General features: G+C 32.1%; 12 protein-coding genes. All 12 read left to right on the top strand.

Features of this window, described 5'->3' with window-relative positions:
* The first annotated feature begins 216 nt into the window (after positions 1 to 216).
* The 12 genes from J4863_RS06650 (at position 217) to J4863_RS06595 (ending at position 16295) form a co-directional block, all read left to right on the top strand.
* Entirely contained in the window at positions 217 to 7233 is a 7017-nt protein-coding gene (locus J4863_RS06650) for an autotransporter-associated N-terminal domain-containing protein (RefSeq protein ID WP_211618009.1), read from the top strand.
* A gap of 461 nt (positions 7234 to 7694) precedes the next feature.
* On the top strand, positions 7695 to 8045 hold the full coding sequence (locus J4863_RS06645) for an arsenate reductase family protein (RefSeq protein WP_211618008.1): 351 nt from the start codon (positions 7695 to 7697) through the stop codon (positions 8043 to 8045).
* Positions 8046 to 8084: 39 nt separating this feature from the next.
* A complete protein-coding gene (gene xseA, locus J4863_RS06640) occupies positions 8085 to 9290 on the top strand; it encodes an exodeoxyribonuclease VII large subunit (protein ID WP_211618007.1) in 1206 nt (401 codons plus the stop codon).
* A gap of 38 nt (positions 9291 to 9328) precedes the next feature.
* Positions 9329 to 9814 carry a dCMP deaminase family protein gene (locus J4863_RS06635; RefSeq protein WP_211618006.1) on the top strand — a complete coding sequence of 162 codons (486 nt, stop codon included), beginning with the start codon at positions 9329 to 9331 and terminating at the stop codon, positions 9812 to 9814.
* Between the two features lie 15 nt (positions 9815 to 9829).
* The gene (locus tag J4863_RS06630) at positions 9830 to 10501 is read left to right on the top strand and encodes a uracil-DNA glycosylase (protein ID WP_211618005.1); all 672 of its coding nucleotides are present in this window, start codon (positions 9830 to 9832) and stop codon (positions 10499 to 10501) included.
* Between the two features lie 26 nt (positions 10502 to 10527).
* Entirely contained in the window at positions 10528 to 11088 is a 561-nt protein-coding gene (locus J4863_RS06625; protein ID WP_211618004.1) for a GNAT family N-acetyltransferase, read from the top strand.
* 58 nt (positions 11089 to 11146) lie between these two features.
* A complete protein-coding gene (locus J4863_RS06620; protein ID WP_211618003.1) occupies positions 11147 to 12277 on the top strand; it encodes a PLP-dependent aspartate aminotransferase family protein in 1131 nt (376 codons plus the stop codon).
* Between the two features lie 82 nt (positions 12278 to 12359).
* Complete coding sequence (locus tag J4863_RS06615; RefSeq protein WP_211619340.1) at positions 12360 to 12959, top strand: thermonuclease family protein; 600 nt, start codon at positions 12360 to 12362, stop codon at positions 12957 to 12959.
* 30 nt (positions 12960 to 12989) lie between these two features.
* A complete protein-coding gene (locus J4863_RS06610; RefSeq protein WP_211618002.1) occupies positions 12990 to 13457 on the top strand; it encodes a hypothetical protein in 468 nt (155 codons plus the stop codon).
* Between the two features lie 152 nt (positions 13458 to 13609).
* Positions 13610 to 14893, top strand: a complete 1284-nt coding sequence (gene obgE, locus J4863_RS06605; protein WP_211618001.1) for a GTPase ObgE — start codon at positions 13610 to 13612, stop codon at positions 14891 to 14893.
* Between the two features lie 12 nt (positions 14894 to 14905).
* Entirely contained in the window at positions 14906 to 15823 is a 918-nt protein-coding gene (gene miaA / locus J4863_RS06600; protein WP_211618000.1) for a tRNA (adenosine(37)-N6)-dimethylallyltransferase MiaA, read from the top strand.
* Between the two features lie 16 nt (positions 15824 to 15839).
* Entirely contained in the window at positions 15840 to 16295 is a 456-nt protein-coding gene (locus J4863_RS06595) for a PTS sugar transporter subunit IIA (protein ID WP_211617999.1), read from the top strand.
* Positions 16296 to 16309 lie beyond the last annotated feature (14 nt).

Here is a 16309-nt window from a genome sequence, read left to right as displayed (position 1 = left end):
ATTAATAAATGTTTTTACAAAATTTATTACAATAAAACTAGCTTTTTAAGTTCAATTATTATATTTTTCTACGGGAAAATAAACTAAAAAATAAATACTGTCTTTTTTTCTTTAACTTTTTTCATTTTAATTTATTGTTCTAATAGAAAAAGTTAATAATAACAATTTAAGAGTAGTTTTAGGAAGTTACAAATTTTTTTAATGGGGTGATATGTAATGACTAATGACCTAAGAAAATTGTCGAAAGATTTAAAAGCTTTTGCAAAGAGATGTAAAGATTTTAAATATACAGAACAAATGTTGTTCGTATTTTTGTTATGCGGAATACTAGGTTTTTCTGATGTAACACCGACAGATAAAGCAATTCAAACTAAAAGACAAGAAATATCGACTTCAATAGGCGATATGCGACAAGAATTTAAAAAAGTCAAATCAGAAAACGACAAATTAGTAAAAAATTACAATTTAGAATTGATTCAGTTAATGGAACAAGGTGACCAAGCAGTAAAATCGCCTTGGAGTAACTGGCAATATGGAATGAATTTCTTCTACAACGACTGGCAAGGAAAATACAAAGGTCGTGGAGACAAAACAGAAAATATTAAATACAAAAGAGACGCCAGTAGTAAATTTGGAACATTCGATGGTGGGAAATATGGAACAACAGCTTTAAATAATAAAGTTATTGAACCAATTTCGGCGGTACCAGTGGATGCTGCAGTTAAGCCTAAAGATATTCAAAAAACAGCTTTGAATATTAATTTACCTAAGATTGGGGCGCCGACTACTCCAAATTTAAATATTAGTGTTAGGGCACCTAAGGAAATTGCTATCGTAAAGCCAGAGCTTCCAGAAATAAATCCTGAATTGCCAAGACCAAATACTACTCCATTTTCTGATTTTACCTTTAATGATGGATTTTGGAACAGAGGAAATTTAAATGATACAGGAAAAACGTTTTGGGCCGGATATAAACCAGGAACAGGATATACACAAGGATTTGGTAATAGTACGGGTGTAAATGTAACTAATCAAAGACCTGGTGTTTTAATTTATATAGGTAATGGAACTAATAAATATGGTGATAATGCATTTGGGAAAATTTATGTACATGCTGCTGGAAATATAGGGAATGCTGGAAAATCTGGAATGTATGGTGATAATACCGTATATGATGGTGTAGCAGTAACTCAACAAATAGACAATAAAAAACATGAGGGACAAATAGCGTTTCATTTATTTGGAAAAACTTCGTTGGAAAATATAGAAGTAGATTTACACGGGAAGGCAAATGCATTTTCATTAGAAACTTGGCAAATGCATAATTGGACTTTTAATAATGTAGATGTAAAGATAAAAGATGATGGTACAGGTATAGCAAGTGAAAATGTTATTTTTAATGTATATCCTTCTCCTTACGAAACTACATTAGGTGGATTTTCAAACAGAAATAGAGGAAAATTTTTTGGATCAGTAAATGCAGATTTAACAACGAAAAAAAATATTGTTTATTCAGTAATAGGAAATGCTGGTTCTTTTGTAATTGATACTAATCATGGAATTTATAATTTAGAAGGTTCTGGAAATACATTTTATTCAGGATTAGGATATCAAGCAAATTACGGAAAAATGTTGGGAAGTACTACTGGTACCACTATAGGAGCACAAGCTTCTTCAAATGGAACGGGTAGTGGTGAAGCAAATTGGAAGCCATATATGAATTTTGATGCTTCAAAGATAAGAATGACAGGAGATGAAAATATAGGATTATTCTTTAGTGATCATGTTCAGACAAATACTACTCCTTATTCTGGTGGAAGTCGTGCAAATTGGAATAAATCTGTTATTGGAATTTATCAAGGTGAAATAAATGCTGGAGCAGTAATTGGTCAAAATTTACAAATTGATCCAACACAAAGTACACAAACAACACAAGGAAATACTGGAAATAATCATTGGGTTGAAAAAAATGTTGGAGTATTAGCAGCTTCAGGTCAAAGAAGTGGAATAAGTGCACCAAATGATTTGGGAGCAACATCAGGTTCAACAAATGGAAATGATTTTTCAAAAGATATTATTCATTCTCTTCAATTAAATGGAGCAAATTTTACATTTGGTAAATATTCTAAAGAAGGTGTAATGTTGGTTTCAAAAAATGGGACGCAACTTGATGTACTGGAGAGCGGAAATGAACAAAAAAATATAACAATTACCCAAAATGTTTTAACTGACTATGGAAAAGTAAGTTCTACATCAACAACAACTGTTCCGGTAGCTTCTGAAACAAATTCTAATGAAGCGGCTACAGGTACAATAATAGCTCTAGCTCAAGGAAAATGGAGCGATTCTACTGGAAATATGACTTCAATGAGTTCAACAACAACAGGAGCTTTAAAAAATGAAAAAAGTGTGATTAATATAGGAACTGATGTAGAATTATCAGGGAAATATCATGATTTTACAAATGATGGTGGCTCAGAGTCTTATGCGATAGCTTATGCTGCATTAGATGATGGTATTGTTAATGCAAAAGGAAAAACAACAGCTCATGGTTATGGATCAATAATAGGATATGCTAAAGATGGTGGAACTGTTAATGCTAATTTAGGAGATATAACTGCAAAAAGTGATTCGGCAACAACTGATCAAGCAACACTTGCATACAAGTATCATAATATAGGAGGATATGCAACTAATAGTACAGGAAATACTTCTACAACAACAGTAAATTTAGGAACAACAGGTACAACAACTCAAATTTATGGTTTAGGTGGATATGCTGATGGAGAAAATGCTGTAGTAAATTTGAATGGTACAACAAATATAGATACAGGAACTAAAGGAGCGTTAGTAACTAAAAATAAAGGAGTAATAAATTATTCAGGTGGGACAATAACAAATAAAAATAATGGAACATTAGGGACATCTGTTAATGACCATGAAAATGTTACACCTTTTTATGCAGAGACTAATGGTAAGATTAAGTTCAATGGGGATACAACAATTGATATGTATGATGGAGTACTTATAACAGGCGAAGATTCAGATTATTCTTCAAATGTAGGAGGATCTGAGAAATATCAAGGATTACAAAATGTAAAAGTTGAACTAAAAAGCGACAATGTTACAATAGGTTCTTTTAGTGGAAAAAGTTTGAATTGGGATAGCAGTAGTGATGCATCCTTGACATTCCAAAATGCTTTACCTGGAATTGCTAAATTTAATAATGGTGGAGTATCAGGAGGTGGAATACATTTAAATGGTCATACCTATAAAACTATATTAACTAATGGGACATTAAATGTTACTGCACCAACTGTAACATTAGATAGTTTATCAGACAAGTATAATGGAATTACAATGGCAAATGAAGTTGTAACAATCAATAATTCAACAACTGTTACAGGAAATGTGTCAGCAACAAGTATTAAAGGACAAGGACTTTCAATGGGAAATCTTCCAAGTACACAACTTCCAATAGGAGTAACACCTTCAAATACAACTTCAGGATTTGTAAATGAAGGAACTATAAATGTAACAGGTGGTACAGCTGCAAATGGTATCGCAGGAATGAACGTAAGTTATGGAACAATTAAAAATGGAACTGCAGCTGGTTCAGCAGCTTCAGTAACAATTGATAATGGTGCAGGAATTTATGGAACTAATGGAAGTAAACTTGAAAATTATGGAACTATAAATGTAACAGGTTCAGGAGCAGGAATTGCAGCAAGAGGAACAGATAAAAATGTAAAACAAAATTACGGAACGGATGTACAATCACCTTTAACTTCAAATACAATAGAAATTGATAATCATGGTACATTAAATGTGGCAGGTTCTAGCCCAATAGGAATTTATGCTGACAACAACACTAGAGCAGCAAGAGCAAAAGTAGTAGTAAAGAATGATGCTCAATTAACAGTAGGAACAGATGGTGTGGGAATTGCAGTTATGGCAAGTCCTGTTGAAACTGGACAAACTCAAAATGGAGCTCACGTAGCAGGTGTTGATCATGGAGCAACTTCTAATGAAGGTGGTACAATTACAGTAACTGCAATAGGAACAGGTTCTGACATCATAACAGGAGTAAACGGAAAAGGTATCTATGCACAAAATTCTGATATTAATTTAGTAGGAAATTACATAATTGAAACACCTGAAAAAGGAATCGGAATCTTCGCCTCAGGAAACACAAACGTAACAGGAACTCTTGAATACAAATACAACGGAAGTACAACAGGAACAGGAATGGGTATCGTTTACGATCAAATTGGAGCAGCAACACATACTAACAATGCAGATGTAAAACTTACAAACGCTACAAATACAACAGGTGGAATGGTTGGAGTTTATACGACAGCTGGATCAGGAAATACTCTTACAAATAATGGAAATATTACTGGTTCATCGACAGCACTTGAATTTGGTATTGTATCAGATGGAGCAGATATAGTTAATAATAAAACTATTACATTAGGAAATGCGGCATCACAAACAGATGCAAATGTTGGTATTTATGCAAAATCTAATAATAAAATAACTAATAATGACAAGGTTACTGTTGGAGATAATGCAATTGGTATTTACGGATACAATGTTAATAATAATAAAGACATAAAAGCTGGAGATAATGGAGTTGCAATTTATACTCAAGGAACACCATTAACAACAGTTGACTTAAATTCAGGATCTACAATTACAGTAGGTAAAAATCAAGCTGTAGGTGTTTATGCAGTTGGTTCTGGACAAAATATTAATGCAAATGCAGGTTCTAGTATGACTATTGGAGATAATTCGTTTGGAATTGTAAATGTTGGATCAGGAAATACTGTAACATCTAACACAACAAACCCAGTAACATTAGGAACTGATGCAGTTTATATTTATCAAAATGACAGTACAGGTCATGTATTTAACTATACACCATTAACATCAACTGGAGATAGAAACTACGGATTATACGGAAATGGAACAATAGAAAATCGAGGAAATATTAACTTCTCAACTGGTAACGGAAACGTAGGAATTTACTCAACTGGTGGAATTGCAACTAACTATGCAAATATTAAAGTAGGGGCTTCTAATACAGCAGCTAAAGAATATGGTGTAGGTATGGCGACTGGATATTATGATGATACTCCAGGTTCACCAACACATGGTCAAACATTTAATCAAGGAACTGTAATAAATAGAGGAACTATTGAAGTAAGTCAACCAAATACAATGGGTATGTATGCAGTAGGATCGGGTTCTAAAGCAATTAACTATGATACTATTAATCTTTCTGGAAGCAATACAATTGGAATGTATATTGATAGAGGAGCAACTGGAGAAAACTGGGGAACTATTCAAACAACAGCTAGTGGTCTTACATCAGTAAAAGGTATTTATGTAGCTAATGGAAGTTACGTTAAAAACTACGGTACAATAAATATCGCAGCATCAGATCCTAAGAGTGCAGGTGTTTGGACTGATACTCAATCTGTAGCAAATGTTGATGATACTGCAACAGGAGTAAATCCAATAACAGGAGTTAGTCAAACAGGAACTTCAACACCTAGAATGAAAGTAGTAACAGCTGATGACATGAAAGAAATGGGAGGAATCACAATTAAAGTTCCGCCTAGAATGACACCGCCTACAGTAACTGACGCACAAGGTAATGTTATCCCAATATTTAAAGTTGATACAGATGTTGCAGCACCAGCACCAACTACAGCTATTGTAACATCACCTTCAGGAATTACTTCAATAAACCTTGCTACAAGTAATTTATTGAACTTCCCATCAGCTTCAGAAGCTACAAGTATGGGAATGTATGTAGATACTTCAGGAGTTAATTACACTAATCCAATCCAAGGATTGAGTAATTTAACAGGATTGACAGACGTTAACTTATTCTTTGGAACAGAAGCGTCTAGATATACTACTGCTAGAGCAATTGAAGTTGGAGATAATATCTTGAAACCTTACAATGATGCGTTAAGTGGAGTTGTAACAGCAGGAACTACATTAAATGTAACATCTGCTTCATTAACTTGGATGGCACAGCCTACTAAGAATGCAGCGACTGGACTTCTTGATAAAGTTTACTTAGTTAAAATTCCTTATACATTATTTGCGAAAAAAGGAGATACACAAACATATAACTTCTTGGCAAGTCTTGAACAAAAATATGGACAAGAAGGAGTTGGAACTAGAGAAAAAGCTATCTTTGATAAGATTAATAGCTTAAACGGTGGAGAAGGACACATTTTAGCTCAAGCAATCGACGAAATGAAAGGTCACCAATACTCAAATATCCAACAAAGAACCAAAGAAACTGGAGATATTTTGAGTCAAGAATTTAATTACTTGCAAGATGAATGGAGAAATCCTACTAAAGATAATAACAAGATTAAAATGTTTGGTCATAGAGGAGAATACAATACTGATACAGCTGGCGTAGTTGATTATACAGATAATGCTTACGGAGTGGCTTATGTTCATGAAAATGAAACTGTTAAACTTGGACGTAAATCAGGATGGTATGCAGGAGCTGTAACAAATAGATTTGAATTCAAAGATTTAGGTAAATCGAAAGAAACTCAAACTATGATAAAAGCTGGATTATTCAAGACAGTATCGCCTTACAATGATCACAATGGTTCATTGACTTGGACAATTGCAGGAGAAGCATTTGCAGGTGTTAATAATATGACACGTAGATACTGGATCGTAGATGATACATTTGAAGCGAAATCAGATTACACAACATACGGAGTTGCTTTGAAAAATGAAATTGGAAAAGACTTTAGAACTAGTGAAAGAACAAGTATAAGACCATATGGAGCATTGAACTTGGAATATGGAAGATATTCTAATATTAAAGAAGATGGGCCTATGGCATTGGAAGTAAAAGGAAACGATTACTTCTCAGTACAACCAGAATTAGGAGTAGCATTCAACTATATCCAACCTGTGGGAGTTAAGAGTCACTTTAAAGCTAGTTTGACAGCAGCGTATACAAACGAATTAGGAGAAGTAAACGATGTTAGAAACAAAGCTAGATTGAAAGGAACAACAGCAGATTACTACGAATTGAGAGGAGATAAAGAAGATAGAAAAGGAAATGGTAAATTTGACTTAAATATCGGATTTGATAACACAAGATTTGGAGTAACAGTAAACGCAGGATATGACACTAAAGGTGAAAACATCAGAGGTGGAATCGGATTTAGAGCGATTTACTAATTCTAGAATGAATATGGTTTTAAATTATTTGTCATAATATATAAAACAAAAGGACAGTCTCTAATTGAGCTGCGCCAAACTCTTGGATAGACAAGACAGGGATGCGGTTCATTTGGAGGCTGTTTTTTATAATTTAAAATTAAATTATTAAAAATTATATAAATTTAGGAGTTGAATAAAATAGCCATATTTTTTGAGTTTGGTTTTAAAGCATTTTTACTATATAAAATCGATTTAAAAAATAATTTTCTAGAAAAAAATAATTTTTACGATATTTATTTCAAAAAAATTTTTACATGTGGTATAATAAAAACATAATTGATATTCAAACTGATAAAAATAAAATTTACAAATTTTTAGTGCTATTTAGTTTGTTAAATGGTTGTAAAAATTAAGGAAAAAATTGAAATTTTAAAATGAAAAAAAGTATAAATAATAAAAATTATGAGAGGTAGAGAATTATGATAAAAGTATATTATTATCCAAGATGTACAACGTGTAAAAGAGCTTTGAAATGGCTAGATGACAATGGTGTGGAATGTGAGAAAAAACATATTGTTGAGGAAATTCCTTCGTTGGAAGAGTTGACGGCGATTTATAAAAAGAGCGGGTTGCCGTTGAAGAAATTTTTTAATACAAGTGGCTTGGTTTACAAGAATATGGGGTTAAAAGATAAATTGGCAGATATGTCAGAAGAAGAGCAATTAAAGTTGCTTTCGTCGAATGGAATGCTTATAAAAAGACCGATTGTTGTTGGAGATGATTTTGTGCTAGTTGGGTTTAAGGAAGCTGAATGGAGTGAAAAACTTTAAGAAAAAATCATTGAAAAAAAATCGTGAAAAGGAGATAAGATGGAACAAGCAATACTTTCTGTAAGTGAGTTGAACAGAGAAGTGAAGCAGTATTTGGAAAGTACGCAAACTTTCAAAAATGTATTTATTAAAGGTGAACTTTCGAATATTACTTATTATTCGTCAGGGCATTTGTATTTTACATTGAAGGATGCTAAGGCGAGTGTAAAGTGTGCGATTTTTAAGTATAAATTTCGTGGAGTGCCTACGGATTTGAAAGAAGGGGATCAAGTAAAAATTCGAGGAAATGCATCACTTTATGAAACAAATGGTTCATTTCAAATTATCGCTGATTTTCTTGAGAAAACAAATACGATTGGATCATTGTATGAGAAAATGGAAATATTGAAAAGAGAGTACAATGAAAAAGGGTATTTTGATGAATCAAATAAAAAGAAATTGCCACAAATGCCTATGAATATTGGAGTTGTAACAGCTGAGACTGGAGCTGCTATACGAGATATTATAAATACAACTCACAAAAGATTTCCAAATGTTAATATTTATCTTTATCCATCGAAGGTTCAAGGAGAAGGTTCAGCAATAGAGGTTTCTAGAGGGATAGAGTTTTTTAATAGAATTTGTGATAATGGAGAATTAGATTTGGATGTGTTGATTGTAGGGCGTGGAGGTGGAAGTATTGAGGATTTGTGGGCGTTTAATGAGGAACCTGTAATAGAGGCGATTTATAAGTCGAAAATCCCGATTGTTTCTGCTGTAGGGCATGAAATTGATAATTTGTTGTCAGATTTGGTTGCTGATAGAAGAGCTGCGACACCTACTCAAGCTGCAGAAATCTTAATTCCAGAAAAAGAAAAATTAGTAGAAAATTTAGTAGTGAAAAAAAATAGATTATCAAAATCGTTATTAAATAAAATTGTTTTAATGAAAAAAGAATTAGAGCAACGAGAAAAAAATTATTACATCAAAAATTATTTGAATATTTTGAATGATAAAAAAATTGATATGATTGAAAAAGAGCAAAAATTAACGAAAGAAATAAAAAGTAGGATTGAAAAATCGAGGGAGAATTTAAAATTAAAGAAGGCTAGACTTTCAAAATTTTCGGTGGAGGATATTTTGAAGCAAGGGTACACAATTACTCGAAAGGATGGCAAAATTGTTAAAAGAGGAATTGAGCTTAGTCGAGAGGATAAAGTGGAAATTCAGTTTGCAGATAGCGTGAGAAAGGCTGTTATGAAGTAACAGATTGAAAAAATGTTGTGCTTAGAAGGAGGTAGAAAATGTCGAAAAGAGAAGATTATTTGTCGTGGGACGAATATTTTATGGGAATAGCGTTTTTGTCTGGGATGAGGAGTAAGGATCCATCGACACAGGTGGGAGCTTGTATAATTGATGAGGATAAGAAAATAATCGGAATAGGATATAACGGTTTTCCAATGGGAAGTTCTGACGATACGATGCCTTGGGAAAGAGAAGGAGATTTTTTGGAAACGAAGTATCCGTATGTTGTTCATGCTGAATTAAATGCGATTTTAAACAGTATAAAATCTCTAAAAAATAGTACAATTTATGTGACGCATTTTCCGTGCAATGAGTGTGCGAAGGCAATTGTTCAATCAGGTATAAAAAAAGTTGTCTATTTTTCAGATAAGCACAAAGATTTGGAAACAACTAAGGCTTCAAAAAAAATTCTTGAGAATGCAAATGTTGAAATTTCACATATAAATTTAGATAAAGAAAAAATTGTGATAAATTTTAGGGATTAGCGAAAAGAGGTTGAAATGGTAAATATTGGGAATGATTGGGATGGAATTTTTGAGGAACACAAGGAATTTGAAAAAGATTATTACAAAAAAATGAGAAAATTTTTGATATCAGAGTATAAGACGAAAACGATTTATCCTAAAGCAGATGAAATTTTTACAGCTTTTAAGTTGACAAGTTACAAAGATTGTAAAATTGTTTTGCTTGGACAAGATCCTTATCACGGTGAAAATCAGGCACATGGATTGGCTTTTTCTGTGAAAAAAGGCGTACCGTTGCCACCGTCATTAAAAAATATTTATAAAGAAATTCACAATGAATACGGTTATGAAATGAGTAATAGTGGATACTTAGAAAAATGGGCAAGACAAGGGATATTGCTTTTAAATACAGCGTTAACTGTAGTTGCTGGGAATGCGAATTCGCACTCAAAAATTGGTTGGGAAATATTTACAGATAATGTGATAAAATATTTGAATGATAGAGAAGAACCATTAATTTTCATTTTATGGGGAAATAATGCGAAGAGTAAGAAAAAATTGATTAATACGCAAAAACATTATATTTTGGAAGGTGTTCATCCAAGTCCGCTTTCTGCAAATCGTGGATTTTTTGGATGTAACCATTTTATTAGAGCGAATGAAATTTTAAGAGAATTAGGTGAAAAGGAAATTGACTGGAAAATATAGATAGATTTGAAGAAAGGAGGCGGTTTATGAATTTTAGAAAATCTCAAATGGAAGATGTTGATAGAATTTTGGAGCTTATAGAAATGGCTAAAAGTTCGTTAAAAGAGATGGGGATTGACCAATGGCAAAATGGATATCCGAATAGAGAAAAGATAGAAAATGATGTAAATAAAGGGATAAGTTATGTTTTAGAAATAGAAAAATCAATAACTGAAAATACAGATTTTGATAAAAATAACAATAAAAAAATTGTTGCGACAATTGTTTTATCACCAGAACCTGAGACGGCTTATGATAATATAGATGGAAGTTGGAAGACAACAGAACCTTATGTGGCAATTCACAGGGTTGCCGTTGATAATAGCGTGAAAAATCAAGGAATGGCTACGAAAATTTTGAGTTATTCTGAGAATTTTTGTCGTGAAAATGGAATTGCAAATTTGAGGGCGGATACTCATACAGAAAATATTCCGATGCAAAGAGTGCTGATAAAACAAGGGTTTGAGGTACGTGGAGAAATAACGCTGGATAGGGAGCCTGATGTAGGGGCGAAAAGAATAGCGTTTGATAAAATTGTAAAAAAATAGAAATTTTAGATAGAAAATTTTACAAAAAAATTTTACATAGGAAGAGAGTGATTTTAATATGAAATTTGAGACAAGAACAATACACGGGATAAAAGAAGGAAAAAAAGAAAGATTGTGGGGAACAAGTGTAGATTTTGCTTCGACATTTCCAGTTAAAGAATTTGGAGTGACTCAAGAGTTTGAATACTCGAGAGTGTCGGCACCTACTAGAAATGATGTGGAAGCATTATTAGCGAATTTAGAAAATGGAAAATACGGTTTTGCATTTTCTTCAGGAATGGCGACTACAACATCAGTATTTACAATGTTTGAAGCAGGAGATCACATAATTTTAGGAATTGATATTTACGGTGGGACTTATAGAATTTTACACGATGTTTATTCAAAATTTGGTGTGGAATCGACATTTGTAGATACGACAGATTTAGAAAATATTAGAAAAGCAATAAAACCTAATACAAAAGCAATTTTGATTGAAACACCTTCAAATCCGTTATTGGATGTAACAGATATCAGAGGAGTTGTAGAAATAGCGAAAGAGCATAATTTGATTACGATTGCAGACAATACTTTTATGACACCATATTTACAAAGACCTTTAGATTTGGGAATTGATATTGTAATTCACAGTGCTACAAAATTCTTGTCTGGACACCATGATTTATTAGCGGGAGTGGCAGTTACAAATAACGAAGAAATAGCTGAAAAAATTAAATTTTCACAAGTAGCGGCAGGAGCTTTGATTTCACCTTTTGATAGCTGGTTATTAATTAGAAGTTTGAAAACTTTAAAATTAAGAGTGGAAGCAGCTCAAAAAAATACAGAAAAATTAATAGAATTTTTCCAAAATCACGATGCAGTTGATAAAGTTTATTATCCAACATTGGATTCAAATAAAGGAAAAGCAATTCATGAAAGCCAAGCAAGTGGTGGAGGTTCAGTATTTTCTTTCAAATTAAAAGATGATACAAAAGTAAAAAAATTCTTTGAAAGTTTGAATGTAGCGATTTTTGCGGCAAGTCTTGGAGGAGCAGAAACATTGGTAACTCACCCAAGCACAATTACTCATGCGGAAATGCCTGACGAAGAAAAAGAAGCACGTGGATTTACAAATTCATTAATTAGAATTGCAGTTGGATTTGAAAATATTGATGATTTAATTGCTGATTTTGATAATGCTTTAAAATAAGGATTAGATAATTGGAAATTGTGCTAAAAAAGGGGGTGAGAGAGTGTCACGGAAAGTGGATGAAGGTAAGAATCAATTAGTGATGTTGGGAACAGTATTTGTGCTAATTGTTATTTTAATGGCATTTATGATGAATTTTAATAAAAATTCTAACAAGGCAAATGCTGGGACAAAAACAGAAATTGGAAAGAATATTGGAAAAAATAATTCAATAGCGTCAAATGGAAAATATCAAGTTTTAAAAGTGAGTGATGGAGATACAATTAATGTACAGAAAGTTGAGAATGGGAAACTTGTTGATGAGGTTGTGAAAATAAGAATGTATGGAATTGACGCTCCAGAAAAAACACAAGATTACGGTCCAGAAAGCCGAGCAGCTTTAGCAAAAATTATTGGAAATAATTTGGTTGAAATTGAAGTGAAAAATCGAGATAGATATGGTCGTTCAGTAGCAGTTGTTTATGTAAATGGGAAAAATGTCAATCAAGAGATGGTTCGAACTGGAAATGCGTGGTGGTATTACGAATATGACAAAAAAGATACTGAGATGGAGCAATTACAAGCTAATGCGAAGAAAAATAAGCTAGGATTATTTTCAAAAAGAGGTTATGTAGAACCTTGGATTTATAGAAAAGAGAAAAAAGCTCAAACATCAACTAAACCAAGGGTTAGAAGAAAATAAAATGATAAAAAATGAAAGAGGTGAGCTGCTGTGACGAGTAAATTAAGAGAGTTAACGGAAAGTGTTAAAAAGTTTTTTAGAAATTTTTTCAAATTTAAATTTTCAGACACAGTTTTATTCACATTTTTGTTATCAGGTTTTCGGATTTTTTCGAATTCTACTGTAAAAGAAGTAGCTGAACCTAAAAAGCCAGAAAATAATACATCTATTGATGACAAAAATTTAGAAGTAGTTCCTTCAAAACCTGAAAGCAGAAAAATTTTAAAAAACAATGAGCCAAACTTGCTAACATTAATGAAACGAGAAAGAATTGTCAGAAAAACAAACTGGAGTTTATTTCCAATATTTGAAAAAGACTGGGAAGGAGCTTATTCTGCTCGAGTAGATAAATCAGGAAAAATACTCTATCAAAGAAAAGAACAGTTTAGTCCAGAACGATATCAAGAACTTGTTAAAACACAGATTTCAGCATTGGATTTATTTAAAAGTCAAGCATGATGTTAGAATCAAATTGGCTTGAAATTACTAGCAAAAAAAGCATTGTGTAACAAAGGGAGTTTTAGGCTCCCTTTTAAAATAAATCTTACAAAATCATAGAAATTATGTTATAATTCGTGGAGTATAATAAAATAGAAAAAGGTGATAAATAAATGTTTATAGATGAAAGTGTAATTACGGTGATATCTGGAAAAGGTGGAGATGGAGCTGCTACATTTAGAAGAGAAAAATTCGTACAATTTGGAGGACCTGATGGTGGAGACGGAGGAAAAGGTGGAGACATAGTTTTCATTGCAGATCCAAATATTAATACATTGGTGGATTTTAAGAGTAGCAAAAAATTTAAAGCTGGTGATGGTACGAAAGGGAGTGCGGCTCGTTGTACTGGGAAATCAGGAGAAGATTTAGTGATAAAAGTTCCTGTAGGTACGATGATTAGAGATTTTGAATCGAATAGATTGTTATTGGATTTGAGTAATCCTAATGAAAGGGTTGTGTTTTTGAAAGGTGGAGATGGAGGACGTGGAAATATCCATTTTAAATCTTCAGTAAAAAAAGCACCAAAATTGGCAGAAAGTGGAAGAGAAGGATTAGAATTAAAAATAAAATTAGAGTTGAAATTATTGGCTGATGTTGCATTGGTTGGTTATCCGAGTGTTGGAAAATCAAGTTTTATTAATAAAGTTTCAGCCGCAAAATCAAAAGTTGCAAGTTATCATTTTACGACGTTGAAACCAAAATTAGGTGTTGTGAGAGTAGATGATGAGCAAAGTTTTGTGATAGCGGATGTTCCTGGATTAATAGAAGGGGCACACGAAGGAGTAGGACTTGGAGATAGATTTTTGAAACATATTGAAAGATGTAAATTGATAATTCATATCGTTGATGTTTCAGGAATTGATGGAAGAGATCCAAAGGAAGATTTTATTAAAATAAATCAAGAATTAAAAAATTATAGTGAAAAATTATCTAAAAAGCAACAAATTGTTGTAGCAAATAAAATTGATATGCTTTATGAAGAAGAAAAATTAGATGAATTTGAAAAATTTGTGAAGGAAAATGGAGTTGAATACGTTTATCCAGTTTCGGTTATTGCAAATGAAGGACTAAAACCTGTATTAAATAAGGCTTGGGAAATGATTCAAGAAATTCCTAGGGAAGAATTGGAAGAAGAATATTCAGTAGATGAATTATTGAGAGAAATTAATAAAAAAGAAGACTGGGAAATTAGAAAACTTGAAGAACATGTTTTTGAAGTTGATGGAAGAATTGTTGACGATGTACTTAAAAAATATGTGTTTATGGGTGAAGAAGGAATTATTAATTTCTTACAAAAAATGAGAAGTTTAGGAATGGAAACAGAGCTTGAAAATGCTGGAGTTGAAGAAGGCGACATTATTGTAATTGCTGGATATGAATTTGAATATGTATTATAGAAAGAAAGAATTATGAATAAAAAATTAAAAGGAATAATAATTAGTGGAGCTACAGGCGTTGGGAAAACTGATTTATCAATAAAACTTGCAAAAAGGCTGAATGCGGATATTATTTCGGCTGATGCCTCGCAAGTCTATAAATTTTTAGACATTGGAACCGCAAAAGTAACAGAAGATGAAATGCAAGGAATCAAACATTATATGATTGACGTTGTGGAACCTGATGAAGATTATTCTGTTGGCGATTTTGAAGTAGAAGTGAATAAAATTTTGCACGAAAAAGAAGAAAATGCTGAAAATATAATTTTAGTTGGTGGAACGGGACTTTATATAAGAGCAATAACAGATGGATTTTCTGATTTGCCAACAAAAGATGAGAAGATAAGAAAAGATTTAGAAAAAAAATCGTTAGAAGAATTGCAAGAAATTTTGAAAGCACTAGATTTACAGGCTTACAATGAAATTGATTTGAATAATAAATTGAGATTAGTTAGGGCAATAGAAGTTTGCAAAATAACTGGTGGAAAATTTAGTGAATTACGAGTAAAAAATATTAAAAAAAATAATTATAATTTTTTAAAGGTGTTTTTGACTAGGAATAGAGAAGAATTGTACGAAAGAATAAATAAAAGAGTTGACATAATGATACAAAAAGGACTTGTCGAAGAGGCAAAAAAAGTATATAATAACTATGAGGATAGTTTATATAAAATATCGGCGATAGGGTACAAAGAATTGTTTAATTATTTCGATGGAAAAGTGTCTTTGGAGGAAGCGATAGAAGATATCAAAAGAGAAAGTCGAAGATATGCCAAAAGGCAAATGACTTGGTTTAGAAAGGAAAAAGATTACTTGATTTATAATTTATCTGAAATTTCAGAAAAAGAAATAATAGAGGATATTTTAAGAAATTATGACAATTTTTCGTAGAAAGAAAGGAAGTAAAATGAGAATACAAGATTATTTAACAGTGGAAAGAGTAAATTTAGATTTGCAAGGGACAACAAAAAAAGAAATACTTAATGAAATGACAGAATTATTTGTAAAAACTGGAGTTATCCCAGAAGATAGTACTGAAGAATTTCTTGAAGCATTATTAGAAAGAGAACAATTATGCTCTACAGGAATGCAAGATGATATCGCGGTACCACACGCAAAATCTCCATGTGTTTCAAAAATTGCATTAGCATTTGGAATTTCAAAAAATGGAGTTGATTTTGATAGCATGGATGAAGAACCATCAAAACTAATCTTTATGATAGCAGCACCTAAAGGTGAAAAAAAAGAACATTTAGACTTGTTAGCAGAAATCTCTAAATTGTCGTATGAAGAAGATTTAGTAGAAAAAATAGAAACCATTCAATCAGCAAATGAATTATTTGAATTATTGGATCAGATTTAATAATTAAAGTTAAT

Origin of the sequence: Leptotrichia sp. oral taxon 221 (assembly GCF_018128245.1) — a bacterium.
GTDB lineage: Bacteria > Fusobacteriota > Fusobacteriia > Fusobacteriales > Leptotrichiaceae > JABCPH02.
The sequence above is the reverse complement of the archived record's forward strand: the minus strand, read 5'-3'. Positions and strand labels throughout refer to the sequence as shown.

Excerpts from the sequence above, each read along its gene's own strand:
- J4863_RS06650 (WP_211618009.1), top strand. The coding sequence starts at position 217 with ATGACTAATGACCTAAGAAAATTGTCGAAAGATTTAAAAGCTTTTGCA.
- J4863_RS06645 (WP_211618008.1), top strand. The coding sequence starts at position 7,695 with ATGATAAAAGTATATTATTATCCAAGATGTACAACGTGTAAAAGAGCT.
- xseA (WP_211618007.1), top strand. The coding sequence starts at position 8,085 with ATGGAACAAGCAATACTTTCTGTAAGTGAGTTGAACAGAGAAGTGAAG.
- J4863_RS06635 (WP_211618006.1), top strand. The coding sequence starts at position 9,329 with ATGTCGAAAAGAGAAGATTATTTGTCGTGGGACGAATATTTTATGGGA.
- J4863_RS06630 (WP_211618005.1), top strand. The coding sequence starts at position 9,830 with ATGGTAAATATTGGGAATGATTGGGATGGAATTTTTGAGGAACACAAG.
- J4863_RS06625 (WP_211618004.1), top strand. The coding sequence starts at position 10,528 with ATGAATTTTAGAAAATCTCAAATGGAAGATGTTGATAGAATTTTGGAG.
- J4863_RS06620 (WP_211618003.1), top strand. The coding sequence starts at position 11,147 with ATGAAATTTGAGACAAGAACAATACACGGGATAAAAGAAGGAAAAAAA.
- J4863_RS06615 (WP_211619340.1), top strand. The coding sequence starts at position 12,360 with ATGTTGGGAACAGTATTTGTGCTAATTGTTATTTTAATGGCATTTATG.
- obgE (WP_211618001.1), top strand. The coding sequence starts at position 13,610 with ATGTTTATAGATGAAAGTGTAATTACGGTGATATCTGGAAAAGGTGGA.
- miaA (WP_211618000.1), top strand. The coding sequence starts at position 14,906 with ATGAATAAAAAATTAAAAGGAATAATAATTAGTGGAGCTACAGGCGTT.
- J4863_RS06595 (WP_211617999.1), top strand. The coding sequence starts at position 15,840 with ATGAGAATACAAGATTATTTAACAGTGGAAAGAGTAAATTTAGATTTG.